Origin of the sequence: Luteimonas sp. WGS1318, from assembly GCF_043187535.1 — a bacterium.
Taxonomy (GTDB): domain Bacteria; phylum Pseudomonadota; class Gammaproteobacteria; order Xanthomonadales; family Xanthomonadaceae; genus Luteimonas.
The window spans coordinates 184,665-208,681 of the sequence record NZ_CP171131.1; the positions used below are offsets into that span (position 1 = coordinate 184,665).

The 24,017-nt window shown below is 70.0% G+C and carries 16 protein-coding genes and 1 riboswitch; of the genes, 5 read left to right on the forward strand and 11 right to left on the reverse strand.

Annotation, left to right across the window (positions count from 1 at the left end):
• Nucleotides 1-48: 48 nt before the first annotated feature.
• From ACF3M1_RS00815 to ACF3M1_RS00855, 9 genes are all read right to left on the reverse strand, one after another.
• A complete protein-coding gene (locus ACF3M1_RS00815; RefSeq protein ID WP_394003017.1) occupies nucleotides 49-2,544 on the reverse strand; it encodes a ribonucleoside-diphosphate reductase subunit alpha in 2,496 nt (831 codons plus the stop codon).
• 187 nt (nucleotides 2,545-2,731) lie between these two features.
• Nucleotides 2,732-2,947, reverse strand: a riboswitch (cobalamin riboswitch).
• A gap of 440 nt (nucleotides 2,948-3,387) precedes the next feature.
• Nucleotides 3,388-5,859: a mechanosensitive ion channel domain-containing protein gene (locus ACF3M1_RS00820; protein WP_394003018.1), complete on the reverse strand. Its 2,472-nt coding sequence runs from the start codon at nucleotides 5,857-5,859 to the stop codon at nucleotides 3,388-3,390.
• Nucleotides 5,860-6,008: 149 nt separating this feature from the next.
• Nucleotides 6,009-7,208: a cell division protein ZapE gene (gene zapE, locus ACF3M1_RS00825; RefSeq protein ID WP_394003020.1), complete on the reverse strand. Its 1,200-nt coding sequence runs from the start codon at nucleotides 7,206-7,208 to the stop codon at nucleotides 6,009-6,011.
• 73 nt (nucleotides 7,209-7,281) lie between these two features.
• The gene (locus tag ACF3M1_RS00830; RefSeq protein ID WP_394003022.1) at nucleotides 7,282-7,950 is read right to left on the reverse strand and encodes an alpha/beta hydrolase; all 669 of its coding nucleotides are present in this window, start codon (nucleotides 7,948-7,950) and stop codon (nucleotides 7,282-7,284) included.
• A gap of 75 nt (nucleotides 7,951-8,025) precedes the next feature.
• Complete coding sequence (locus ACF3M1_RS00835; RefSeq protein WP_394003024.1) at nucleotides 8,026-9,765, reverse strand: ExeM/NucH family extracellular endonuclease; 1,740 nt, start codon at nucleotides 9,763-9,765, stop codon at nucleotides 8,026-8,028.
• An 87-nt stretch (nucleotides 9,766-9,852) separates the two neighbouring features.
• The gene (locus ACF3M1_RS00840; RefSeq protein WP_394003026.1) at nucleotides 9,853-10,368 is read right to left on the reverse strand and encodes a c-type cytochrome; all 516 of its coding nucleotides are present in this window, start codon (nucleotides 10,366-10,368) and stop codon (nucleotides 9,853-9,855) included.
• A gap of 402 nt (nucleotides 10,369-10,770) precedes the next feature.
• Nucleotides 10,771-12,456 carry an electron transfer flavoprotein-ubiquinone oxidoreductase gene (locus tag ACF3M1_RS00845; RefSeq protein WP_394003028.1) on the reverse strand — a complete coding sequence of 562 codons (1,686 nt, stop codon included), beginning with the start codon at nucleotides 12,454-12,456 and terminating at the stop codon, nucleotides 10,771-10,773.
• A 110-nt stretch (nucleotides 12,457-12,566) separates the two neighbouring features.
• Nucleotides 12,567-12,890 (reverse strand): DUF1820 family protein, encoded by a 324-nt coding sequence (locus ACF3M1_RS00850; RefSeq protein WP_394003030.1) that lies wholly within the window; start codon nucleotides 12,888-12,890, stop codon nucleotides 12,567-12,569.
• A gap of 107 nt (nucleotides 12,891-12,997) precedes the next feature.
• Nucleotides 12,998-13,696, reverse strand: a complete 699-nt coding sequence (locus ACF3M1_RS00855; RefSeq protein ID WP_394005139.1) for a rhomboid family intramembrane serine protease — start codon at nucleotides 13,694-13,696, stop codon at nucleotides 12,998-13,000.
• A gap of 226 nt (nucleotides 13,697-13,922) precedes the next feature.
• Between ACF3M1_RS00855 and ACF3M1_RS00860 the strand changes: the two genes are divergently transcribed.
• A complete protein-coding gene (locus tag ACF3M1_RS00860) occupies nucleotides 13,923-15,251 on the forward strand; it encodes an OmpP1/FadL family transporter (RefSeq protein WP_394003032.1) in 1,329 nt (442 codons plus the stop codon).
• Nucleotides 15,252-16,106: 855 nt separating this feature from the next.
• On the opposite strand, the gene ACF3M1_RS00865 is transcribed toward ACF3M1_RS00860, so the two are convergent.
• Complete coding sequence (locus tag ACF3M1_RS00865; RefSeq protein ID WP_394003034.1) at nucleotides 16,107-17,021, reverse strand: AEC family transporter; 915 nt, start codon at nucleotides 17,019-17,021, stop codon at nucleotides 16,107-16,109.
• Between the two features lie 108 nt (nucleotides 17,022-17,129).
• Nucleotides 17,130-20,324 (reverse strand): bifunctional proline dehydrogenase/L-glutamate gamma-semialdehyde dehydrogenase PutA, encoded by a 3,195-nt coding sequence (gene putA / locus ACF3M1_RS00870; protein WP_394003036.1) that lies wholly within the window; start codon nucleotides 20,322-20,324, stop codon nucleotides 17,130-17,132.
• Nucleotides 20,325-20,627: 303 nt separating this feature from the next.
• Here putA and coxB point away from each other — a divergent pair, with 303 nt between their 5' ends.
• Genes coxB through ACF3M1_RS00890 form a run of 4 tightly spaced genes read left to right on the forward strand, consistent with a single transcriptional unit; the run spans nucleotide 20,628 to nucleotide 23,990 of the window.
• A complete protein-coding gene (gene coxB, locus ACF3M1_RS00875; RefSeq protein WP_394003038.1) occupies nucleotides 20,628-21,569 on the forward strand; it encodes a cytochrome c oxidase subunit II in 942 nt (313 codons plus the stop codon).
• Between the two features lie 21 nt (nucleotides 21,570-21,590).
• Nucleotides 21,591-23,210, forward strand: a complete 1,620-nt coding sequence (gene ctaD / locus ACF3M1_RS00880) for a cytochrome c oxidase subunit I (protein WP_394003040.1) — start codon at nucleotides 21,591-21,593, stop codon at nucleotides 23,208-23,210.
• A 25-nt stretch (nucleotides 23,211-23,235) separates the two neighbouring features.
• A complete protein-coding gene (locus ACF3M1_RS00885) occupies nucleotides 23,236-23,367 on the forward strand; it encodes a hypothetical protein (protein WP_394003042.1) in 132 nt (43 codons plus the stop codon).
• Nucleotides 23,368-23,381: 14 nt separating this feature from the next.
• Nucleotides 23,382-23,990 carry a cytochrome c oxidase assembly protein gene (locus tag ACF3M1_RS00890; protein WP_394005140.1) on the forward strand — a complete coding sequence of 203 codons (609 nt, stop codon included), beginning with the start codon at nucleotides 23,382-23,384 and terminating at the stop codon, nucleotides 23,988-23,990.
• Nucleotides 23,991-24,017 lie beyond the last annotated feature (27 nt).

Sequence of the window (24,017 nt, forward strand, 5' to 3'; positions counted from 1 at the left end):
ACGCCATCGGCCGAAAAACGACTCCGAGCCCTGTCGGGTGGATCTCCCTCAGCTCGAACACCACTCGCACTCGGCGATATCGATATCGTTCGAACGCACGTAGTACGTGGTCTTCATGCCGAGATTCCACGCGGTCATGTGCAGGTCGAGCAGGGTGCGGGCGGGGATGGTGCTGGGCACGTAGAAGTTGAAGCTGATCGCCTGGTCGACGTGGCGCTGGCGACGCGCGTTCTGGCGCACCGAGGCGAACTGGTCGACCTTGTAGGCGCCCTTCTCGTAGTAGGGCCAGGTCTCGAGCGACAGGCCGGGGGCTGCGACCGGGCGACGGTAGTCCTTCTTCTCCTCGTAATAGAACGCGGAGTAGATCGGGTCGATCGACGCGGTGGAGCCGGCGATCTGCGCGGTGGACATGTTCGGGGCGACCGCCATCAGCCAGCCGTTGCGCATGCCGTTGACGCCGACCTGCGCGGCCAGATCCATCCACTCGGGCGAGTTGTAGCTGCGGTCGCTGAAGTACGCGCCGGTGTGCCAGTCGCTGCCGGCGAACACCGGGTAGGCGCCCTTTTCCTTCGCGAGTTCCATGCTGGCCTGCACGGTGAGGAAGTTGATGCGCTCATACAGCGAGTCGCTGAAGTCCTCGGCCTGCGCGTCGTTCCACTGGATGCCCTTCTGCGCCAGCAGGTGATGCCAGCCGAAGGTGCCCAGACCGATCGCGCGGTACTTCTGGTTGGTGATCGTCGCCTGCGGCACGGGCAGCATGTTGAGGTCGATCACGTTGTCGAGCATGCGCACCTGGATCGGGATCAGGCGCTCGAGCACGTCGGTGATCAGATCGCTCTGGCCGGCCTGCGGCATGACCGCGCGGCCCAGGTTCACCGACGACAGGTTGCAGACGACGAAGTCGCCGGCCTGCTTGGTGGTGACGATCTGATTGCCGGAGATGATCTCCTGCATCATCTTCGTCGGGCTCATGTTCTGCAGGATCTCGGTGCAGAGATTCGACGAGTACACGCGGCCGACGTGCTTGTTCGGGTTCTTCCGGTTCACTTCGTCGCGGTAGAACATGAAGGGGTTGCCGGTCTCGAGCTGGCTCACCATCACGCGCTTGAAGATGTCGATCGCCTTGACGGTCTTGCGCGAGATGCGCTCGTCGGCCACGACTTCCTCGTACTTGCGGCGGAAGCTGCCGTTCGGATCACCCTTCTTCTCGTCGAAGAAATCCTGCAGGTAGAAGCCCTTGATCTTGTGGACCTCGTGCGGGTCGAACAGGTACCAGTCGCCGCGACGGTCGACGGCTTCCATGAAGATGTCGGGGATGCAGATCGAGGTGAACACGTCGTGCGCGCGCAGGCGCTGGTCGCCGTTGTTGAGGCGCAGGTCGAGGAAGTTCTCGATGTCGCGGTGCCAGATGTCGAGGTAGACCGCGACCGCGCCCTTGCGCTGGCCCAGCTGGTCCACCGACACGGCGGTGTTGTTGAGCTGCTTGATCCACGGCACCACGCCGCCGGAGGAGTTCGGCACGCCGCGGATGGCCGAGCCGCTGGAGCGCACATAGCCCATGTACGCGCCCACGCCGCCGCCGCCCTTGGAGACGCGGGCGATGTCGGTGTTGGAGTCGTAGATGCCCTGCAGCGAATCGTCGACGGTGTCGATGAAGCACGACGACAGCTGGCCGCCGACCTTGCCGGCGTTCTGCAGCGTCGGCGTGGCGACCGTCATGTACAGGTTCGACAGCGCCCAGTAGGCCTCGCCGACGAGCTGCATGCGGCGCTCGCGGCCGCCCTTGGTCTCGTTCTGCATCAGGTACAGGGCGATGGTCAGCCAACGCTCCTGCGGCAGCTCGAACACGGCGCGCGAGGTGTCGGTGGCGAGGTAGCGCGTGGCCAGCAGGTACAGGCCGTTGTAGGCGAACAGTTTGTCGCGCTCGGGCTCGATCATGCGGCCGGCTTCCTGCAGTTCTTCCTTGGAGTAGGCGCGCAGGATGTCGTTGGAATAGATGTTGCGGTCGGCCAGCGATTCCTGCAGGCCGACGTAGGAGCCGTACTTCTGCTCGGCGTCGTAGAAGCGGTTGCGGCTGGCGCGCTTGTACAGGCGGTGCAGGTACAGGCGGGCGGCGAAGAATTCCCACTCCGGCGCGGTGACATCGACGCGGGCTTCGGCCTCGCGGATCAGATGGTCGGTGAGGTCGTCGGCGTTGACCGCGTCCTTGCGCTCGACGAAGCCGAACACGCTGCGCTTGTAGTCGACGATGTCGAGCTGCGGGAACTCGGCATGGGTGCGGTCGATGCTGCGCTCCAGGCGCGCACGGTCGTAGGGAATACGGCGGTTGCCGGCTTCCTTGGTGATCCAGTTGGAGACGCCGGCGTCGGCGTCGGTCATTTCAGCAATCGCGGTGTTCATGGCGGCACTCGGGGGTGGCGGCACCACGTCGTCGGGTTCGACGGCAGGCGGCGCAACGGAACTGGTGGGTGGAGCGGTGACGGGCGTCGGTGCGGCGTCTGCGGCGGCCGGTGTGCGGGCCGTGGCGGTGTCCTGGCTGGTCATGTGGTCTCTCTTCCTGTCCATGCATTCGCGCACACCCCCGGCCCGCCCGCGTCGGGGTCCGGCGGCTGCGTACGGTCCAAGGGTCGGTGGGCGGCGTCGCAGGGATCGCGATCGGACGCCGTGCGTCATCGCCCCCGCTCCGCAAGCCCACCCCCCACGGAGCGACTGCAGCCAGCACCGCGCGTCGTGCTTTCGCGCGGCTGTCGGCAGGTCTTCGGACTCATGGGCGCGAAGGCGGTGCCTTCTCCTTGCCCACCGCTTCCCGGATCGCTCCAGTGCGTATGGCGGGCTCGTTCCCAATGACCGCTGCGGGGCAGTGCCGGAGTGGCCTCGAAGGCGTCACCGGCTTCCCGTTTTAATCCGGCGCCTTGGGGGCGCCGGAACCGACTGGCCCAAGATAGTGGGGTGGTCCAGCGGGGTCAACGCTAAATGTTGTGAAGGTGTGGCAAGGCCGATGGTGACCGCATTTCCCGTTCGTCAAGTCCCTGGCGCCTCCCCGGGCATGCCGATCCGGCTGCGCGATGCAAGCCCCGACGGGCCTGTTCAGCCGCGCCCGCCTCACCGCGCGAGGCCCCGGACGGCTCCGCGGACCCGGGCCCGACGCACCCTGCGCCGACACATCAGATACGCAATCCGCCAGCGCCCTGTAGGAGCGCGCTCGCGCGCGAACAGGCGTTCCCGGCAAGGCCTCTTCGCGCGCGAGCGCGCTCCTACGCGGGTGTCGGGGTGTCGGCATCTGCGCGCGCTGTGCGTGTCCGGCCCGATGCGCCGACGAACCGAATACGCAACGCGGCCACCGCCCTGTAGGAGCGCGCTTGCGCGCGAAGAGGCGTCGCCGGCAAGTCAGCCCGGCGCGGGCGCGTCGGGTGCGGGCGGCGTATAGACCGTCCCCGCGCCGTGGGCCAGCCCGATGCCGCGGCCGAGCAGCCCGTCGTAGATGCCCGCGACCAGTGCGCTGCGGATCGCGCCGGCGTCCTCGTACTCATGGGTCCAGGCGCGCACGACGAACTCCATCGCCACCGTGCCCAGGCCGTCGAACAGCACCACCGGGGCCGGCGAAGTCGCGACGCCCGGCGTGGCCCGCGCCACCTCGGCCAGCACCGCCTCGACGTCGCCCGGCGTGCTGCCGTAAGCCACGCCGACGCGCACTTCCAGTCGCCGGCTGCGGTCACGCAGGGTCCAGTTGACCAGTTGCTGCGAGATCAGCTGGCCGTTGGGCACCACCACGCTGGCACCGTCGAACGTCGACACGCGCGTGGCGCGCATGCCGATGTCGACCACGCGCCCGGTGGTGCCGCCCACCTCGACGACGTCGCCGGGCTGGAAGGGCCGCTCGAAGATCAGCACCAGGCCCGAGACGAAATTGTTGACCACGTTCTGCAGGCCCAGGCCGATGCCCACACCCAGCGCGCCGAGCACGAAGGTCAGCTGGCTGGCCTTGAACCCGGCCGCCGACAGCGCGCCGACCAGCCCGAGCAGCAGCACCGCGTAATAGCTCAGCGACGCCACGCTGTTGGCGACGCCGTGCGGCAGCGCCATCCGCGGCAGCACCTCGCCGTCGAGCACCAGGCGCACCGTCTTCGCCAGCCAGAACGCGATCACCACCGTCAGCACGAACAGCAGCACGTGGCCCAGGCTCAGGCGCAGGTCGCCGAGCGCCCAGCTGTAGCCCAGCACCGCCGACAGCGACGCGTGCACCGGTGACAGCACGCGGAAGCGATCGAGCGTGTAGACGATCCAGCCCACGACCGCCGCGATCACCAGCAGGTTCAGCACCATCTGCACCGCAGGGCCCGCGTGCTCGGGCGCGAGCCGGAAGCGCGACACCCCGGGGCGCCGCAACAGCAGCTGGGTCCAGGTGGCGACCACGGTGAGCCCGGCGCCGAGCAGCAGCGCGAAGTACAGGCTGTCGATCGTGCCGCCGGTCAGGGTCTCGGCCAGCGACACGTTGCCCAGGACATTGGCCACCAGCGCGATCGCGAGCAGCCCCGCGCCGATATGCACCGCGGCGCGCAGGGCCCGGCCCAGACGCCCGGCGTGGGCCGCGTGCCCGTGGCGGTGTGCGCGCCACAGCAGCCAGCCCGCCGCCGCGAGGCCGAGCACGGCCAGCGCCAGGATGTAGAGCCGGTAGGCGGCGGCGCTGGTCAGGAACACGAAGCCCAGGCGCAGCAGCAGGAACAACCCGCTGGCGACATAGGGCGCCGGGCCGAGCAGGTGCCGCGACGACGCCGGCAGCAGCCGCAACACCGGCACGACGGCGGCCAGCAGCGCGATCTGGTGGGTCAGCATCGGCGCATCGGGCTGGAAGGCGAAGACGCCGATCACCACCAGCAGCAGCCAGCACGAGATCGGACGCGACAGCACGGTGGCCTCGGTGCGGCTGACCTGGCCGGCGGCGATCGGGCCGCGGCTGCGCCAGGCCAGCCACAGCAGCAGCGGCAGCGTGCAGGCCAGCAGGGTCTGCAGGGCGCGCAGCCCGCCGCCGGCATCGCCCTGTGCGTATTCGGTGGCGAAGCGCGATTCGATCGCCAGGCCGCTGCGGATCACGTCGCCGGGCCCGGTGCCGGGCGACGCGGGCGTCGAAGCCAGCCGCCACAGCGGCACGGCATCGGTGCGCAGCAGCCGGGCGTCGTAGGCGCCGACCGCGTCGATGACCCGGCCATGGGCGGCCTGGATGCGCGCATCGACCGCGTTGCCGCGCCGGCCCAGCGCGATCAGCCGGGCGAGCGGATCCGACAGCGCGGCCTCGGCCCGCGCGAGCTGGGCCGTGACCTCGTCGACGCGCTGACGCAGCGCGGCGGGCATCTCCTGGCCGGCTGCCGCGGTGGCCTCCCAGGCTTCGCGGCGCGTGGCCAACCCGGCGGCGTCGCCGGCCTGGCGGGTCGTGGCCCGGCCCAGGTCCGCCTGCCACTGCGCGAGCCGCCGCGCCTGGAAGCGCCAGTGCCGCGACAGGCTTTCGAGCCGCGGCACCGGCAGGGTCTGCAGTTCGGCGCTGCTGAAGCGCCAGAACGGATCCTCGACCGCGGTCTCGATCGCCGCCAGCCGCTCGGCGAATGCGGTCGCCGGCGACGCGGCGCCGGCACTCGTGGTCGCGGCCAGCACGCGTTCGGCCAGGCGCTGGTCGACATCGGCCTGGGCCGGGATGTCGGCGACGTCGACCGCGCCGGGCGTGGCGGGCGTAGCAGGCTCAGCGGCCGCGGCCGCGTCGGCGCCCGAGCCGGTTCCCGGCAGCGGGGTTTGCGCCGTGGCGGCACCCGCCAGCAAGGCCAGACCCGTGAACAGCAGCACGTGCATGAGGCGCAGAGCAGGGCGCATGGGCAGTTCCGTCGCGGCCAGGCGGATGTCCGCATGCTAACCGGCCGGCGCGCGGCTTCGCCGTGATCCGGTACATGGTCTGGGCTGCCCCGGGCGAACCGGTCCGGCCGTTGCCGCGAGCGCCGGAGGGCGCGGCATGCAGGCCGGCGTCAACCGCGGTGTTCGCGGGTCAGGTAGTCGGTGCTGCGCATTTCGATCAGGCGCGAGGCGGTGCGCTCGAAGGCGCCGGCCAGGCGCTCGCCGGCATACAGCGACGGCGGTTCGACCGCCGCGGTGCAGACCAGGTTGACGTGGCGGTCGTAGAGCTCGTCGACGAGGGTGACGAAGCGGCGCGCGGCGTCGTCGCGGGTGCCGTCGAAGTGCGGAATGTCGCCCAGCAGCACGGTGTGGAATTCGGTCGCGATCTCGATGTAGTCGCTGGCGCCGCGTGGGCCTTCGCACAGCGCCGCGAAGTCGAACCACGCCATGCCGGTGCAGCGCGCGCGCACCGCGATGCGGCGGCCGTCGATCTCGATGCCGGCGTCGCGGTGGTCGTCGTCGCCGCCGAGTTCGTGCCAGCGCGTCTCCAGCCACGCGTCGCTGCCGGCGTCGAGCGGCGTGCGGTAGACCGGCGAGCGGGTCAGGGCGCGCATGCGGTAGTCGGTGTCGCTCTCGAGGAACACGACGTGGCAGTGGCGCTGGATCAGCGCGATCGCCGGCAGGAAGCGCACGCGCTGCAGGCCGTCCTTGTACAGGTCCTTTGGGTCGACGTTGGAGCTGGTCACCAGCACGATGCCGTCGGCGAACATGCGTTCGAGCAGGCGCGCGAGCAGCATCGCATCGCCGATGTCGCTGACGAAGAATTCGTCGAGCACCAGCACGCGCAGGCCGGCGTCGCGCCAGCCGCGCACGATCGCCGCCAGCGGGTCGCGCTCGCCGGCATGCGCGCGCAGCGCGTCGTGGACCTCGCGCATGAAGCGGTGGAAGTGGGTGCGGCGCTTGCGGCCGAGTTTCGGGTCGGGCGCGGCGTGGCGCGCGGCGCGCGTGGGTGCTGCCACCGCGGGCGTACCGGCCTCGGCCGGGCGTTCGGCACGCAGCACCGCCATCGGCAGGCCGTCGTGGAACAGGTCGATCATGAAGGTCTTGCCGCGGCCCACGCCGCCCCACAGGTAGAGGCCGGGCGGCGCGTCGCCGGCGGCCTCGCGGCCGAACAGACGGCCCAGCAGACCGCCGCGCGCCGGCGGCACGAGCAGCGCGCGATGCAGCCGGTCGAGTTCGACCAGGGCGGGACGCTGGGCCGGATCGTCCTGCCAGTCGCCGCGTGCCACGCCCTCGGCGTAGCGCTGCGACGGCAACGCGACGTCGCTCATCGCGCGGGTGTCCGCAGACCGCGTGCGCGCGGCACCGCGCCGGCCGCGGCCGGACGACGACAGGCCGCGTGCATCAGGCGACCGGATCCGGCAGCGAGGCGCGCACGCCGTTCTTGATCGCGCCGCGCAGGTCCATCAGCTTGCGGTGGAAGAAGTGGCTGGTGTCGGGCATGCGCACCAGCTCGGCGTCGGCGCCGCTGTCTTCGAGCCAGCGGTAGACGGCCTCGGGATCAACGATCTCGTCGGCCTCGCCCTGGATCACCAGCCACGGGCAGCGCGGCAGCACGATGGCGTCGAAATCCCAGCGCCCGGCCGGCGGCGCGATCGAGATCAGCACGTCGGGCTGCAGCGCATCGCACGCGCGCAGCGAGACGTAGGCGCCGAAGCTGAAACCGGCCAGCCACAGCGCGTGACCCGGGCGCTCGCGCCGGACCCATTCGACCACCGCGGCCAGGTCGGCGGTTTCGCCTTCGCCGTGGTCGTAGGTGCCGGCGGAGTCACCGGTGCCGCGGAAGTTGAAGCGCACGGTGGTCGCGCCGAGTTCGCGCAGCGCGCGCGCGGCCATGGTCACGACCTTGTTGTGCATCGTGCCGCCCTCAGTGGGCAGCGGATGGCAGACGACGGCGACCAGCGGGCGCGCGCCGGTCTCGGCATCGGGCAGGTCGACGATGGCCTCGAGGACGCCGGCGGGACCGGCGAGTGTCAGCGGGCCGGATTCGGTGGGAAACGTGGGGGACGTCATGCGCACATGATACCGGGGCGTCCGCGACGGAGCCGTGCAATGCGGATGCCGCGCGCGCCGTACGGTCCGCGGCGCTCAGCGCCCGCGCAGTCGCAGCCCCACCACCAGCGGGTCGTGATCCGAGCTGCGCCAGGGGCCGGCCGCTTCGCGTTCGCGCATGTCCACCGGCTCGTCGGCATTGATGTGCCACTTCGCCGCGCCGGCCACGCGATCGGCCAGCGCCGGACTCAGCAGCGCGTGGTCCAGGCGTCCGGCCTGACCGTCGAAGACGAAGCTGTGCGGCGGCTCGGCGGCGCCGGCGAACGGGTCGCGCCAACCCGCGCTGTAGAAGAGTTGCAGGGGATCTTCGCGGGCATAGGCGTTGAAGTCGCCGACCACCGCCACGCGCTCGCTGGACCCGGTGGGCGCCGTCGCCAGCCAGTCGAGCAGACGGCGCGCCGATTCGGTGCGCGTGGCGTTCCAGCAGGCCTGGCCGTCGCCGCGGTCCGCATCGGCGCCGTCGGCGCTGCCGCAGCCTTTGGACTTGAAGTGCACGGCGACGACGCTGAAATCCGCGCCGTCGGGCCGGTCGCCCTGCACCGGCACGAAGGCCTGGGCCAGCGGCACGCGGCTCAGGCTGTCGAAGGGGCCGCCGTCGAGCGTGGCCGGCGCGCCCTGCGGACGCACGCGTGTGGCGCGGTAGATCAGGCCGACGCGGATCGCATCGGTGCCCGGCCCCTCGCCGGTGCGCACGAAGCGCCAGTCACGCGCCGGACCGGCGGCGTTGAGGGTCTCGACCAGATGGACGATGCTCGAATCCGGGTCGTAGCCGTCGTTTTCCAGTTCCATCAGCGCCGCCACGTCGACATCGAGCGCGCTGATCGTCGCCACCAGCCCTTCGAGCTGGCGCGCGTACGCCGCCGGCGTCTCCGCGCCACGCGGCGTGGGAAACCCGCCGCCGCGGCCGTCGCCGTTGAACAGGTTTTCGAGGTTGAACGCGGCGATGCGCACGTCGCCCTCCACCTGCGGCGGCGCTGGACGCGGTGCCGGCTGTACCTGCACGGGCGCGGTGAGTTGCAGCCGCCAGGCGCCGTGACGGTAATCGACGATGCCCTCCGCGCCGGTCAGCACGCTGCCGCTGCGCAGCGCGCGTGCGGTTTCGGGCAGGTACCAGGGCGCGCCGTCCGCCGGTGCGTCGTCGCGGCCGTCGTCGAGCAGGATGCGGCGATCGGCATTGGCGGCCGCGATCTTCGCGGCCTGCGCGCCGGGCGCGCCGATTTCGCTCGGCACGTACAGGCGGCCGTCGAAGCTGGCGACCAGCGTGCCGCGACGCGCGCGTTCGTGCTGGCCACTGACCGTCAGCGGGGCGTCGATCCGCACCCAGCGCCCCGCCAGCTTCGACCAGTCGGATGGCGCGCCGCCCAGGCGCAGCGGCTCCAGCGGACGGGCCGGCGGCGGCAGCATGTCCATGCGCACTGGACGCATGCTGCGCCGGCCGTCGACGCCGTAGATCGGGCCGGTGACACGCACCTGCGCGCCCGCAGGCGGGGTCGGTTGGCCCGGGACGGCCTCGACGAACAGACCGATGTCCCGGCTGCGCTCCGGCGCCGTGAGCCCCATGAACCAGCCACCCAGGCCGTCGGCAAAGGCACCTGTCACCTGGCCGTCCACGACCAGTTGGGGGTCGGTGAACACGATCGGCGAGGTGTCGACGACGGGCGAGGCGCCGTCCCCCGGCGGCGTGGCGGGTGCAGGCGCCGTCGCGCGACAGGCGGTGACCAGCACGCAGACGAGCAGGCACGACAGCAGGCGGGTGAGGGGGTTAGGCAGCGGCATGGGGTGAATCTCCATCGGCCTCGGCGGCCTGACGCGACGACGCCGCCCGGAGGCGGCGTCTGGGACGGGCACGGAACCCGGCGAACGTTACTTGAGGTTGTCGACCATCCAGTCGACCGCGGCGTGCATCTGCTCGTCGTTGAGCGCCGGGTTGCCGCCGCGCGCGGGCATCACGCCGGCAGCGCCGGTGAAGCCCTCGATCGAGTGGCGGTACAGGGTTTCGGTGCCCTGGGCCAGGCGCGCATCCCAGTGCTGGTGATCCAGCGTCGGTGCGCCGCCGGCGCCCGAGGTGTGGCAGCCCGCGCAGAGGTTCTGGTAGATCACCGACCCGTCGAGCGTGCCGCCGTAGGCGGACTGCGCGGCGGCCGCGGCCGCCGCAGCCGCTGTGGCGGCGGCCTGCGACGCGGCACCGGTGGCGCCGGCGTACACCGCACCGACCGGCGCGATCCGCGCCTCGGTGCGCTTGGCGACATTCGGCGGCGTTTCGGTGGGCACCGACCTGTGCAGGAACCAGGCGCCGATGATCAGGCCCAGGGTGACGACGGTCAGGAACACGAGCACCAGCGAAAAACGCTTGAGGAATTCGAGATCGTAATTACGCACGAAACACCCTTGGCGGCATGGCCCTCGGCCACAGCTGCGGCCGAGTATACGGGCAGGGTTTCAAGATTGCTGCGCCCGGGCGGGGGCGGCCCGTGGTGCGGACGCATGTTCGCGTCTGGCCGGCGCACGCAACCGCGCGCGTGAGTGCGTGCGGAACGGGCGGAGGCGGCAAGGCCGCATCGCGCGCACGCGTTCGCCTGCAGGGCGGGATGCGGTCGGTCGCGCGTCGACGGCGCGAGGCATCGCAGACGCGCGTTCGATCACGAGGCACCGGGTCGGGCAAAGTCCATCGCGCGCGAGCGCGCTCCTACGGTGCAGCGCATCCCAACCCCGCCCCTTTTGCAGGAGCGCGCGTGCGCGCGCTGGAGCATTCGGCAGAGACGCGCCCCGTAGGCGCACGGCTCACATCCCGGCGTAGTTCGGACCGCCGCCGCCCTGCGGCGCGACCCAGACGATGTTCTGGGTCGGGTCCTTGATGTCGCAGGTCTTGCAGTGCACGCAGTTCTGCGCGTTGATCCGCAGGAACGGACCGTCGGGGCCGTCGAGGAATTCGTAGACCGCCGCCGGGCAGTAGCGCGCTTCCGGACCGGCGTAGGTCGCCAGGTTCACGTCCACAGGCACCGAGGCATCCTTGAGCGTCAGATGCGCGGGCTGGTCTTCGGCGTGATTGGTGCTGCTCAGATACACCGAACTCAAGCGGTCGAAGGTCAACGTGCCGTCGGGCTTGGGATAGACGATCTTCTCGTGCTGCGCCGCGGGTTCCAGACAGGCGTGGTCGGGGCGGTCGCGATGGATCGTCCACGGCGGCGTGCGGATGCCGAGCTTCGGCAGCAGCCACTGTTCGATACCGGTCATCAGCGTGGCGGTGTTGCGGCCCTTCTTGAACCACTGCTTGAAGTTCTTGGCCTGCGCCAGTTCGGCGTGCAGCCAGCTCGCCTCGAACGCGGTGGGGTAGGCCGTGAGTTCGTCGCCCGAACGGCCCTCGCCCAGCGCTGCGAACGCCGCATCGGCGGCGAGCATGCCGGTCTTGATCGCGGCGTGGCTGCCCTTGATGCGGCTGGCGTTGAGCGTGCCGGCCTCGCAGCCGACGAACGCGCCGCCGGGGAACACCAGCTTCGGAATCGACAGCAGGCCGCCGGCGGTGATCGACCGCGCGCCGTAGCCGATGCGCTTGCCGCCCTCGAGATACTTGCGGATCGACGGATGGGTCTTGAAGCGCTGGAATTCCTCGAACGGGCTCAGCCACGGGTTCGTGTAATCCAGACCCACCACCAGGCCGATCGCGACCTTGCCGTCCTCGGCGTGGTACAGGAACGAGCCGCCGTAGGTGTCGTCGCTCAGCGGCCAGCCGGCGGTGTGCACCACCAGGCCCGGCTCGTGCACGGCGGGATCCACCTGCCACAGCTCCTTGATGCCGAGGCCGTAGCTCTGCGGGTCGCGGCCCGCGTCGAGTGCGAACTTCGCGATCAGTTCGCGGCCGAGCTGGCCGCGCGAGCCTTCGGCGAAGACCGTGTACTTCGCATGCAACTCCATGCCGAGCTGGAATTCACCCGTCGGCTGGCCGTCCTTGCCGATGCCGAGATTGCCGGTGGCGACGCCGCGTACGGCGCCGGCCTCGGTGTACAGCACTTCGGCCGCGGCGAAGCCGGGGAAGATCTCGACGCCCAGAGCTTCGGCCTGGCTGGCCAGCCAGCGCGTCACCGCGCCGAGGCTGACGATGTAGTTGCCGTGGTTCTTGAAGCAGTCGGGGAGGAAGAACTCCGGCGTAGACTTCGCGCCGGTCTCGTCGAGGAACAGGAACTCGTCGCGGGTGACGGCCTGGGTCAGCGGCGCGCCTTTGTCCTTCCAGTCCGGGATCAGTTCGGTCAGCGCGCGCGGATCGATGATCGCGCCCGACAGGATGTGCGCGCCCGGCTCGGAGCCCTTCTCCAGCACACAGACCGAGACCTCGCGTCCCGCCTCGGCGGCCAGCTGCTTGAGCCGGATCGCGGTCGCCAGACCGCCGGGGCCTGCGCCGACGACGACGACGTCGTACTCCATCGATTCGCGTGGGCCGTGGGTGTCGAGCAGTTCCTGGGGTGTCGTCATCGTTGCCTTGGGCGCTGTGCCTGGGTGACGGAGCGGTCGGCCAGCATCGCAATCTCGACGCGACGGCCGCGTGGGCGTCGGAGTTTAACGCGGGCGTCCGGCCCGGCGGTTCAGCGCGGCCGGGCGGGCAGCGGGAACGGCGTGACCACCTTCTCGCCGGACTCCGCGTCACGGATCGCCGACTGGCCCTTCTTCTCCACGTCCTCGATGCGCAGCACGCTCTGCATCGGCAGGTGCAGCGTGCGCGTATTGCGGAACTCGTCGCGCAGCCGTTCCTCGGTCGGGTCGACGACGAGGCCGTCGTGCACGTCGAAGACGAGCTCGGACACCTCGACGAAGCCCCACAACCGCCCGCTCTCCACGCGCTGCGCGTACAGCTCGTAGACCTTGCCGTGGCTGAGGAAGGTGACTTTGTGCAGGGTCTTCGGGGTCATGGGGAGGATTGTAGGAGCCGGGATTGGGGATGCGGGAGGCGGGATTCGAAAAAGCCGGATGGAGTCGCTGTTGCGAATCCCCAATCCCGACTCCCGAATCACGGCCCTCAATACCCCTTCAGCCGCCGCAGCCGCTGGCTGATCGCGTGCCGCGACAGCAGGGCGAAGACCACGCCGAACAGGAAGCCGGCCACGTGCGCGGCCCAGGCCACGGTGCCGTAGGCCGGGCCGATGTAGGCGAAGAACACCTGCAGCACCGCCCAGATGCCGATCAGCAGCGAGGCCGGCGCGCGCACGAATTCCAGGAACAGGCCCAGCGGCACCACCACGCCGAGACGCGCCCTTGGGAACAGCGCGAGATAGGCGCCGATCAGTGCCGACACCGCGCCGCTCGCGCCGATGATCAGCCGGTCGGGCGCGCCGATCACCAGCACCGCCGCCAGGTTCGCCAGCGCCCCGCCGACCAGGAACAGCAACAGCAGGCGCCACGCGCCCATCAACCGCTCGGCAGGCAGGCCGAAGATCAGCAGGAACACCAGGTTGCCGAGCAGATGGGCCCAGTCGGCATGCAGGAACAGCGCCGTGAACAGGCGCAGCCACGGGCCCGGGTCGAGCCAGTTCACCAGTACGCCGTCGGCGCCGACGGGCTCGCCGTACAGCGCGCCCCAGTCCAGCAACAGCGCGTACTGGTCGGTGGCCGAGCGCGTCATCGCCCACAGGAACGCTGCCCACAACAGCGCACACAGCATCGGCACCGCCCAGCGGAGCGGGGCCTGGTCGCGGCGTCGGGGTACTGAAATGAACATCGGCAGGGCCATTGTCGGGGCCGGCGCGCACGGCGGTAAAGCGCATCGCCGGTGGCGTCGCGGAATGCCGCAGCGCAGCACGGGTCCAGACGGCAACGTACGGTATCATCCGCACCGCTGCGCGCGTTCGGGAGGGGATTTCCGACAGGTGACGACGACGAAAGGGGGCTTTGTCTCGTCCGGCGGAGCATCCACATCGAAGCATCACTCGGAGAGAACGCGACACATGGCTACCACCCCCCGCTATATGCAGAACACCCTTCTGGCCGTCGGCATCGCCGGCGCGCTGGCATTCGCTGGCCAGGTCCAGGCGGCCGGTTTCCAGCTCAAGGAAAACAGCGTCAAGTCGCAGGGCTCGTCCTTCGCCGGCACCGCCGCGAAGACCGGCGACAGCTCGGTCGTGACCAACAACCCGGCGGTGATGACCCAGTTCGAAGGCACCACGGTGCAGGCCGACCTGACCGTCATCGACCTCAACTATGAATTCCAGGGCAGCGGCCGCGACGCGCTCGGCCGTCCGCTGACCGGCAGCAACGGCGGCAACGCCGGCGACGTCACCCCGGTGCCGGCGCTGTCGGTCGTGCACAAGCTCGACAACGGCGTCGCGCTCGGCGCGATGATCAGCGCCCCGTTCGGCCTGAAGACCGAATACGACGCGGGCTGGGTCGGCCGCTATGCCGCACAGACCTCGGACGTGAAGGTCGTCGACCTGACCCTGTCGGGCGCGATCGACATCAGCGACCGCTTCTCGGTCGGCCTGGGCGTCATCGCCTCGCGCGCCGACGTGACCCTGTCGCGCGCGGTCGATTTCGGCGCGCTGCTGGCGCAGTCGGGCGTGCCCGGCTTCCTGCCGCAGAACGCGGACGGCCTGGCCGAGATCCAGGGCGACGACAACGGCTTCGGCTGGCTGGTCGGCGCGCACTTCCGTCCGACCGACACCGTCGCCATCGGCGTGAGCTACCGCTCCGAGATCGATTACGAACTGCGCGGCACCGCCGACTGGACCGTGCCGGGCAACGCCGCCGCGGTGCTGAACGTCGCCCGCCCGGGCCTGTTCCTCGATGGCGGCGCGTCCGCCGATCTGACCACGCCGTCGATCCTCAACGTCGGCGCGACGTGGCAGATCACCGATGCGCTGATGCTGTCGGCCACGTACGCCGAGACCAACTGGTCGTCGCTGCGCGAGGTCCGCATCAACTTCGACAACCCGGATCCGGATTCGGTCGAGCCCTTCGAATGGCGTGACACGTACTTCGCCGCCCTCGGCGCCGAGTACGCGCTCAACGAATCGTGGAAGATCCGTGGCGGCGTCGCGTACGACGAAACCCCGACCAGCCTCGAGCACCGCACCCCGCGCCTGCCCGATGCGAACCGCATCTTCTATTCGGTCGGCGCAACGTGGGCCATGAGCGACGCGTTCGACGTCAACTTCGCCTACACCCGCATCGAACCGCGCAGCCCGCGCATCGACACCACCAGCGGCGGCAGCCGCGTCGCCGGTGGCTTCGACGGCAACGCCAACCTGTTCGGCGTGTCGGCGCAGTACCGCTTCTGATCCGGGCGGTCCTGATTCCGAGGACCGTGTGAGACGAAAAAGCCCCGCTTCGGCGGGGCTTTTTTTTGTGCGTGTTTGCATGGGCGCTTTCCTGCGCGTGATCGCGCGTCATCGGGCCGCCTGCGCCCGCACCCCATCGCAGCTGTTAGGAGCGCGCTCGCGCGCGAACGGGCATTACCGGCACAGCGCCATCGCGCGCGAGCGCGCTCCTACACAGGGCGCCGTTGATGGCCGCCGGGGCGCCGCCGCCGTTTGGCGTTTCGCCCAGGCATAGCGTCAGGGCCCGGAGACCTGGCATGCGCGGAACGAACGTCTGCCAGCCAGCGATGTCCTTCTCAAGCCGTCGTCGCTTTTGTAGGAGCGCGCTCGCGCGCGAACGGGCCTCACCAGGACAGCCCCATCGCGCGCAAGCGCGCTCCTACATGGGGCGCGGACGTGAGAGCGCACAGCCAAGGCGACGCCGGACCGTTCGGCGTGACGCGTGACCCAGCGTCCGAGCCTATTCGGATGCACGGTCTACCCAAGACGAACACGCCCCGGCCCGCGATGCCCGTCCCCGGTCGTTGCTGCTCGTGTAGGAGCGCGCTCGCGCGCGAACGGGCATTACCGGCACAGCGCCATCGCGCGCAAGCGCGCTCCTACACAGAGCGCCGTTGATTGCCGCCGGGGCGACGCCGGGCCGTTTGGCGTTTCGCCCAGGCATAGCGTCAGAGCCCGGAGACCTGGCATACGCGGAACGAACATCTGCCAGCCAGCGATGTCCTTCTCAAGCCGTCGTCGCCTTTGTAGGAGCGCGCTCGCGCGCGAACCGGCATCACCGGAACAGCCTCATCGCGCACCGACACGGGCGCGGGCCTAAGCGAGCCGCCCAAGCAGCCAGGCCCAGGCCGGCAATGTCGCCAGCGACAGCAGGATGCCGTAGCCCACCAGGGCGGCGGCCAGCCGCGGCGCGAGGCCGGCGGCGATCGCCAGCGCGGCGGCGGTGATCATGCTCGGCATCGCGGCTTCGAGCACGTTCGCCTGCAGCATCGTGCCGGTCATGCCGAACGCCCAGGACAGCGGCAACGCGATCGCCGGCATCACCAGCAGTTTCAGCAGCAGCCCGGTCGCGAGCGGACGGAGTTCGTCGCGCGGCATGCGCAGCCGGATCGACAGGCCGACCGCCAGCATCACCAGCGGCAGCATCGCGCCGGCGACGGTGCGCAGGCCGTCGTCGATCCACACCGGCGGCCGCGCCGGCATCAGGGTCAGCGCGAACGCCAGCGCCCACAGCGGCGGAAACCGCAGCATGCGGCCGAGGATCTGCCGCGCGGACGGTGGCGTGTCGCCGGCATACCGCGCGATCACGGTCAGGCCGAAGGTCGACAGCAGCACGAAGGTGCCGAACTGGTCGTAGACCACCGCATAGGCCACGGCGTCCTGGCCCAGCAGTGCGCCGATCATCGGGTAGCCGATGAAGCTGCTGTTGCACAGCGCCACGCACAGCAGCACGACGGCGGTCTCGTCGCGGCGGAAGCGCAGCAGCCGCGCGAGCGGCCAGACCAGCAGCACCGTCGCCGCAGCCAGCAGCCAAGGCGTCGCTGCCAGGCCGATCAGCGCCGGGTCGAACTGCAGAGACGGCACGTGCACCAGCACCGCGGCCGGCAGGCAGACCAGCAGCACGACGCGGTTGAGCACTTCGGCGGCGCTGCCCGGCAGCACGCCGAAACGTGCGAACAGCATGCCCAGCGCGAGCATCGCGAGAATCAGGGCGAAGGCGTCGAAAGCCACGGGCGTCAGGCACTCGAAGGAAACGGGGCGGCCGATCACGGCCACGACATCACCGCAGCGGCGGCAATGCGCGGGCGGACGGCACGCGGCCGTCCGCCCGCGGGTGCGTCAGTCGACCAAGGTCAGCAGCGACGCGTTGCCGCCGGCGGCCGTGGTGTTGATGGTCACGGTCTTCTCGGTGGTGAAGCGCGGCAGATAGTGCGAGCCGCCGGCCTTCGGGCCGGTGCCCGACAGGCGCTGGCCACCGAAGGGCTGCACGCCGACCACGGCGCCGATCTGGTTGCGGTTGACGTAGACGTTGCCGACCCGCGCGCGCGACGTGATCGTCTCGACGGTCTCGTCGATGCGCGAGTGGATGCCCAGCGTGAGGCCGTAGCCGGTGTTGTTGATCGCGTCGATCACCGCGTCGAGCTCGTTGGCCTTCCAGCGGATCACGTGCAGCGCCGGGCCGAAGTTCTCGCGTTGCAGCTGGGACAGCGACTGCAGTTCCCACGCGCGCGGCGCGAAGAACGTCCCGTGCGCGGTGGCCTCGCCGACCGGCGTGGTCGCGATCAGCCGCGCTTCGCTGGCCATGCGTTCGGCGTGCATGTCGAGCATGCGCAGCGCATCGGCGTCGATCACCGGGCCGACGTCGGTCGACAGCAGCGCCGGATCGCCGACGGTGAGCTCCTGCATCGCGCCGGCCAGCATCTCGAGCACCTTGTCGGCGATGTCGTCCTGCACGAACAGCACGCGCGCGGCCGAGCAGCGCTGGCCGGCCGAGGTGAATGCCGAACCCAGCGCGTCCTTGACCAGTTGCTCGGGCAGCGCGGAGGAATCGGCGATCAGCGCGTTCTGGCCGCCGGTCTCGGCGATCAGCGTGCCGATCGCGCCGTCGCGCGCGGCGAGCGCGCGGTTGATCGCCAGCGCGGTCGCGTTCGATCCGGTGAACACCACGCCGGCCACGCGCGCATCCGAGGTCAGCGCGGCGCCGACGCTGGCGCCATCGCCGGGCACGTACTGCAGCACGGCGTCCGGCACGCCGGCTTCGTGGAGCAGCTTGACCGCGGCATGGCCGACCAGCGTGGTCTGCTCGGCGGCCTTGGCGATGACGGTATTGCCGGCCGCGAGCGCGGCGGCGATCTGGCCGGCGAAGATCGCCAGCGGGAAGTTCCACGGGCTGATGCACACGAACACGCCGCGGCCCGAGAGCTGCAGGCTGTTGGATTCGCCGGTCGGGCCGGGCAGCGCCTCGACGATGAACAGACGGCGCGCCTCGCCGGCGTAGTAGCGCAGGAAATCCACGGCCTCGCGCACTTCGGCCACGCCGTCGGGAATCGTCTTGCCGGCTTCGCGCGTGCACATCGCGATGTATTCGGGCGTGCGCGCTTCCAGCAGGTCGGCGGCGTGCTCGAGGATCGCCGCGCGCGAGGCGGCGGGCATCGCGTTCCAGTCGGCGTGGGCGTCGGTCGCGTTGCGCAGCGCCTGCTCGACGGTCGCGGTGTCGGCAGCCTGCCACTGGCCCACGCGCACGCGGCGGTCGGCGGGGCTGGTGACCTCGATCGTCTCGCCGCTGCTGGTCGCACCCGGCACCAGTGGACCCGCGGTCCACGGGCCGGCATGGGCCTGGATCTGTTCGGCGAGTGCGGCGAGCTGCGCGTCGTTGGCGAGATTGACGCCCATTGAATTGCTCCTGTCGTGCGACTGGCTGCGGTAGAGGTCGACCGGCAGCGGAATGCGGGGGTGGGGAATGGATTCGAAACCGGACACGACCTCGACCGGATCGCGGATCAGGTCGTCGATGGCGACCTCCTCGTCGCTGATCCGGTTGACGAAGCTGGAGTTGGCGCCGTTCTCGAGCAGGCGGCGCACCAGGTACGGCAGCAGGTCCTCGTGCGAGCCGACCGGCGCATAGACCCGGCAGGGCACGTCGAGACGGTCGGCCGGAATGACCTCGGCGTAGAGGTCGTCGCCCATGCCGTGCAGCTTCTGGAACTCGAACGGATGGCCACCGGCCCGGGCGCCGAGCAGGCGCGCACCCATGCGGTGCACGGCGGCGATGGTGTGCGCGTTGTGGGTGGCGAACATCGGATAGATCGCATCGGTGGCCGACAGCAGGCGACGCGCATTGGCGAGATAGCTGACGTCGGTGTTGGGCTTGCGCGTGAACACCGGATAGCCCGGATGGCCTTCGACCTGGGCGCGCTTGATCTCGCTGTCCCAGTAGGCGCCCTTGACCAGGCGCACCGGAATGCGGCGGCCATGCGCGCGGGCCAGCGCTGCGATCCAGTCGATCACGAACGGCGCGCGCTTCTGGTAGGCCTGCACGACGATGCCGAAGCCGTCCCAGCCGGCCAGCGAGGCAGCGGACCAGGCAGCCTCGATCACGTCGAGCGACAGCTCCAGCCGGTCGGCTTCCTCGGCGTCGACGGTCAGGCCGATGCGATAGCCCTTCGCGCGCTGCGCCAGATCGCGCAGGCGCGGCGCCAGCTCGGCCAGCACGCGTTCGCGTTTGGCGTGCTCGTAGCGCGGGTGCAGCGCGGACAGCTTGACCGAGATCGACGGTGCGGTGATCGCGTCCTCGAACGGCCCCGTGCGGCCGATCGCGTCGATCGCATCGCGGTAGGCCTTCAGATAACGGTCCGCATCGGCCTGGGTCAGCGCGGCCTCGCCGAGCATGTCGAACGAATAGCGGTACGCCGCGTTGGCGCCCTTGCGGCTGCGCGTCAGCGCCTCGCCGATCGTGCGGCCCATGACGAACTGATGGCCCATGATCCGCATCGCCTGGCGCACCGCGAGCCGGATCACCGGCTCGCCGACGCGGCCGATCAGGCGCTGGAAGGCATTGTGGACGTTGCGCTTGGTGTCGTCGGCCAGATCGACCAGGTGGCCGGTCAGCATCAGGCCCCAGGTCGAGGCGTTGACCAGCACCGAGTCCGACTGGCCCATGTGCTTGCGCCAGTTGGCCTCACCGAGCTTGTCGCGGATCAGCGCGTCGGCCGTGTCCTGGTCCGGAATGCGCAGCAGCGCCTCGGCCACGCACATCAGCAGCACGCCTTCCTCGCTGCCGAGGTCGTACTGCTGCATGAAGGCCTCGATCGCGCCCTGGTGCTGGGCCCGGGTGCGCACCCGACGTACCAGATCGGCGGCCGTGGTCTGGATCGCAGCGCGATCGGCCTCGCTCCAGTCGGCGCAGGGCTGGCGCGCCTGGCCGAGGAGTTCGCGCACATGGGCGGTTTCGTCCCGCGTCCATGCCGCGGTGACCGCTGCGCGCAGCGACGGGAGGGAGGCCGCCTGGGGGGCGGGCGACAGACTGGCGTTCAAGGCGGGCGACCGGCAGGGACAGAAGCGGAATTCTAGCCTGCGGACCGGGTCCGGACTGTGCCCGTCGCGGCCTCTGCGCGGCGCCGGGGAGCGTCATCGGACACCACGTTCCTGTTCATGGCGCGGTGCAGCACGGCGCTGTCAAGAGGGTTGATCGCCACGCGGCTTGCCCCTGCCGATCACCGACAGCTACCATTCATTGGTTATTCGCAGTACGCCGCCGCTCCTGCGTATGCCGTTTCCGGTCCCGTACCGGGTATGGACGGACCGGACGCGTTCCCGCCAGACAACGCCAGCTCAGGCATGGGGTCCGATGTGAAGCAAGCCGGTCGTTTCAAGCAGTGGGTGGGGGGCGTCGCCGCACTGGTGCTGTCCGCGAACGTCGCGGCGCAGTCCGCCGACCCGCATCGGTGGCAGCTCAACATGGGCAAGGGCGTCACCGCCTCGTCCCAGCACGCCTACGACGCGCACATGCTCGCGCTGTGGATCTGCGTGGCGATCGGCGCGCTGGTCTTCGGCGCGATGGCGATCGCGATGTTCCGCTTCCGCAAGTCGCGCGGCGTGACCCCGGCCACGTTCACCCACAACACGACGGCCGAGATCATCTGGACCGTGGTGCCGATCATCCTGCTGGTGATCATGGCGGTGCCGGCGACGCGCAAGCTGATCGCGATGTACGACACCCGCGACGCGGCGATGACCGTCAAGGTCACCGGCGTGCAGTGGATGTGGCATTACGAGTACATGGGCGAGAACGTCACCCTGAGCAGCCGCCTCGACCGCGAGAGCGACCGCCTGCGCCAGGGCCGCGACACCACCCGCGCCGAACTCGATGCGCACGGCCACTACCTGCTCGACGTCGACAACCCGCTGGTGCTGCCCACCGACACCAAGATCCGCTTCGTGGTCACCGCCGACGACGTGATCCACTCCTGGTGGGTGCCGGCCTTCGGCTGGAAGCAGGATGCGATTCCGGGCTTGGTCAACGAGGCCTGGACCGAGATTCTCGAGCCCGGCGTCTACCGCGGCCAGTGCGCGGAACTGTGCGGCAAGGACCACGGCTTCATGCCGATCGTCGTGCGCGCGGTGCCGCCGGCCGAGTTCGCGCAATGGCTCGCCGCCGAGAAGGCGAAGAACGCTCCGGCCGAGCCGGCGCCCGCCGCGCCAGCGCCGACCGCCGCACCGGCGGCCGATGACGCTACCGTGCAGTCTCCTACCGCCCCCGCCGCGCCCGCGGCCGGCTGATCGCTTCGAGGTTCACCGCCCATGTCGACGACGACCGTTTCAGCCGACACGCACCACGACGATCACGCCCATACGCAGGGTTTCGTGCAGCGCTGGTTCTTCTCCACGAACCACAAGGACATCGGCACGCTGTACCTGCTGTTCTCGTTCGTGATGTTCATCATCGGCGCCGCGATGAGCGTGATCATCCGCACCGAGCTCGCCGCGCCCGGCCTGCAGCACGTCAGCCCGGCGTTCTTCAACCAGATGACCACCATGCATGCGCTGGTGATGATCTTCGGTGGCGTGATGCCGGCCTTCGTCGGCCTGGCCAACTGGATGATCCCGCTGCAGATCGGCGCGCCGGACATGGCGCTGCCGCGCATGAACAACTGGTCGTTCTGGATTCTGCCGTTCGCGTTCACCCTGCTGCTGGCGACGCTGTTCCTGCCCGGCGGCGGCCCGGCCGGCGGCTGGACGCTGTACCCGCCGCTGTCGCTGCAGGGCGGCAGCAGCGTGTCGCTGACGATCTTCGCCATCCACATGATGGGCATCAGCTCGATCATGGGCGCGATCAACGTCATCGCGACCATCCTCAACATGCGCGCCCCGGGCGTGGACCTGTTGAAGATGCCGATCTTCTGCTGGACCTGGCTGATCACCGCGTTCCTGCTGATCGCGGTGATGCCGGTGCTGGCCGGCGCGGTCACGATGCTGCTGACCGACAAGTTCTTCATGACCTCGTTCTTCAACGCGGCCGGCGGCGGCGACCCGGTGATGTACCAGCATATCTTCTGGTTCTTCGGGCACCCCGAGGTCTACATCATGATCCTGCCGGCGTTCGGCATCGTCTCGGAGATCATCCCGACCTTCAGCCGCAAGCCGCTGTTCGGTTACCAGGCGATGGTCTACGCGACCGCGGCGATCGCGTTCCTGAGCTTCATCGTCTGGGCCCACCACATGTTCACCGTGGGCATGCCGCTGGGCGGCGAGATCTACTTCATGTTCGCGACGATGCTGATCTCCATTCCCACGGGCGTGAAGATCTTCAACTGGGTGTCGACGATGTGGCGCGGCGCGATGACGTTCGAGGCGCCGATGCTGTGGGCGGTCGCGTTCGTGATCCTGTTCACCATCGGCGGCTTCTCGGGCCTGATGCTCGCGATCGTGCCGGCCGACTTCCAGTACCACGACACCTACTTCGTCGTCGCGCATTTCCACTACGTGCTGGTGACCGGCGCGCTGTTCTCGATCATCGCGGCGGTCTACTACTGGTGGCCGAAGTGGACCGGGCGCATGTACAGCGAGTTCTGGGCGAAGGTGCAGTTCTGGTGGACGATCGTGTTCGTCAACCTGCTGTTCTTCCCGCAGCACTTCCTCGGCCTGGCCGGCATGCCGCGGCGCATTCCCGACTACAACGTCGTGTTCGCCGACTGGAACCTGATCAGCTCGGTCGGCGCGTTCGGCATGTTCGTCACGCCGTTCATGATGTTCGCGATCCTGCTGCACTCGAAGCTGCGCGGCGCGCCCGCCGCGGCGCGCTCGTGGGAAGGCGCCAAGGGCCTGGAGTGGACGGTGCCGTCGCCGGCCCCGCACCACACCTTCGCCAAGCCGCCGATCCTCAAGCCCGGCGATCTCGCCCACGACGACATCAGCCACTGAGTCCGCGGATACGATGCAGGCCACGATGCCCAGCCCCGATGCCAATGACGATCTCGTCGCCCGCCGCCGGCGCGCGCGCCGCACGGCGATCGTCGTCGCGGTGATCGCGGGCTCGGTCTACGTCGGCTTCATCCTGCGCGGCGTGCTGCTGTCGTGAGCGACGCGCCGCGCATGCAGGAGGAACGGGTCGACACCCGCCCGGCGTCGAAGACCTTCGGCATCGGCAAGCTGGTCGGCATCTCGATCGCCGCGTTCGCGTTCACGTTCTCACTGGTGCCGCTGTACCGCATCGCCTGCGAGAAGGTGTTCGGCATCCGCCTGGAGAACAGCGCGGTCAGCGCGCCGGCCACCAGCGCCACGCCGGCCGAGCGCTGGGTGACGGTGGAGTTCGACGCCACCGTGAACTCGCGCCTGCCGTGGTCGTTCCGCCCCAACGAGACCCGCATGCGCGTGCAGGTGGGCGAGCAGTACGAGACCACGTACTACGCGCACAACGACAGCACCGCGCCGGTCGTCGGCAGTGCCACCCCGTCGGTGGCGCCGGCGCGCGCATCCGGCTTCTTCCAGAAGACCGAATGCTTCTGCTTCACCGCGCAGACGCTCGAGGCCGGCGAAACCCGCGACATGCCGGTGCGCTTCATCATCGATCCGTCGTTGCCGCCCGACGTCAACACGGTCACGCTGTCGTATACCTTCTTCAAGAACGATGTGCTGACCTCGCGCCTGGCCGCGCAGGCCGCGGCCGCCCCCGGGCGTGCCGGCCCGGCGGCGGCCCCGTGAGCTGCACGTCTTCCCTTTGAACCGAGC

Bases quoted from the DNA above. Each gene is read 5' to 3' on its own strand.
- ACF3M1_RS00815 (WP_394003017.1), bottom strand. From the start codon at position 2,544: ATGACCAGCCAGGACACCGCCACGGCCCGCACACCGGCCGCCGCAGAC.
- ACF3M1_RS00820 (WP_394003018.1), bottom strand. From the start codon at position 5,859: ATGCGCCCTGCTCTGCGCCTCATGCACGTGCTGCTGTTCACGGGTCTG.
- zapE (WP_394003020.1), bottom strand. From the start codon at position 7,208: ATGAGCGACGTCGCGTTGCCGTCGCAGCGCTACGCCGAGGGCGTGGCA.
- ACF3M1_RS00830 (WP_394003022.1), bottom strand. From the start codon at position 7,950: ATGACGTCCCCCACGTTTCCCACCGAATCCGGCCCGCTGACACTCGCC.
- ACF3M1_RS00835 (WP_394003024.1), bottom strand. From the start codon at position 9,765: ATGCCGCTGCCTAACCCCCTCACCCGCCTGCTGTCGTGCCTGCTCGTC.
- ACF3M1_RS00845 (WP_394003028.1), bottom strand. From the start codon at position 12,456: ATGACGACACCCCAGGAACTGCTCGACACCCACGGCCCACGCGAATCG.
- ACF3M1_RS00850 (WP_394003030.1), bottom strand. From the start codon at position 12,890: ATGACCCCGAAGACCCTGCACAAAGTCACCTTCCTCAGCCACGGCAAG.
- ACF3M1_RS00855 (WP_394005139.1), bottom strand. From the start codon at position 13,696: ATGTTCATTTCAGTACCCCGACGCCGCGACCAGGCCCCGCTCCGCTGG.
- ACF3M1_RS00860 (WP_394003032.1), top strand. From the start codon at position 13,923: ATGGCTACCACCCCCCGCTATATGCAGAACACCCTTCTGGCCGTCGGC.
- coxB (WP_394003038.1), top strand. From the start codon at position 20,628: ATGGGGTCCGATGTGAAGCAAGCCGGTCGTTTCAAGCAGTGGGTGGGG.
- ctaD (WP_394003040.1), top strand. From the start codon at position 21,591: ATGTCGACGACGACCGTTTCAGCCGACACGCACCACGACGATCACGCC.
- ACF3M1_RS00885 (WP_394003042.1), top strand. From the start codon at position 23,236: ATGCCCAGCCCCGATGCCAATGACGATCTCGTCGCCCGCCGCCGGCGC.
- ACF3M1_RS00890 (WP_394005140.1), top strand. From the start codon at position 23,382: ATGCAGGAGGAACGGGTCGACACCCGCCCGGCGTCGAAGACCTTCGGC.